Annotated in this window: 1 protein-coding gene; it reads right to left on the reverse strand. The window is 46.3% G+C overall.

The genetic code is table 11. The features are described 5' to 3' along the window. Positions 1-495, reverse strand: a 495-nt coding sequence (locus tag AB4496_RS25380; RefSeq protein ID WP_372132602.1) for an AraC family ligand binding domain-containing protein, incomplete at its 3' end; no start/stop codon positions are given. Positions 496-683 lie beyond the last annotated feature (188 nt).

Below are 683 nucleotides of genomic sequence, written 5' to 3' on the forward strand. Positions count from 1 at the left end.
CGGCGATTTTCCATGTCGACTAATCAGCTTAACCAACATCCCATACATCAAGGTCTCTCTTAACAGGCGATTGTCGGATTCATCGATCGTGTTAAAGACCAACCTCAATTGATTAGCGAGTTCAGGGTCTTCAACCACCGCTCTTGGGAAGTAAGGCGCACCGTAGTTCGGTAGGTTAAGCTCTTGAGTGATCTTGGCAAGTTGCTCTGGGAGTGGATACATGGCTCGATACGCCCAACCGCCTTCAGTGGCAGAGTGACCGCTATGAACTTCGTCGGCATTGACCAGAATAATCGCATTTTGTGGCGCGATATGATGCCCGCCTGTTCGATAAAAGCGCTGCGCCCCCTGCTCAATAACCCCAAGCGTGTAGCCCTCATGGCTGTGGCGTGAGAAGTTCTGCTTTTCATATTCAGCATCAAGAATTTCAAGGCCACCGAGCTCTTCCGTTATCTTATATTCGGCCTTTTCTTTAGAGCGCTTCTTGTTCTCCATAACAATTTCCAAGCCTGTTAATTATCGAGCGACTTATCAGTCTACTCTATAGTCTCTTTCAGCTTTTGTACAAAATTGCGCTTTTGTTTGTTAATTCCGTTTTTGTCGTTGCCTTAATAACGCTTTCTAACTGGGAGGAAAGTCTTGGTATGAAAAGGGCGATAAATTAACCATACATGCCAACGCGC

This window comes from Vibrio sp. 10N.222.46.A1 (assembly GCF_041473595.1).
GTDB lineage: Bacteria > Pseudomonadota > Gammaproteobacteria > Enterobacterales > Vibrionaceae > Vibrio > Vibrio tasmaniensis_A.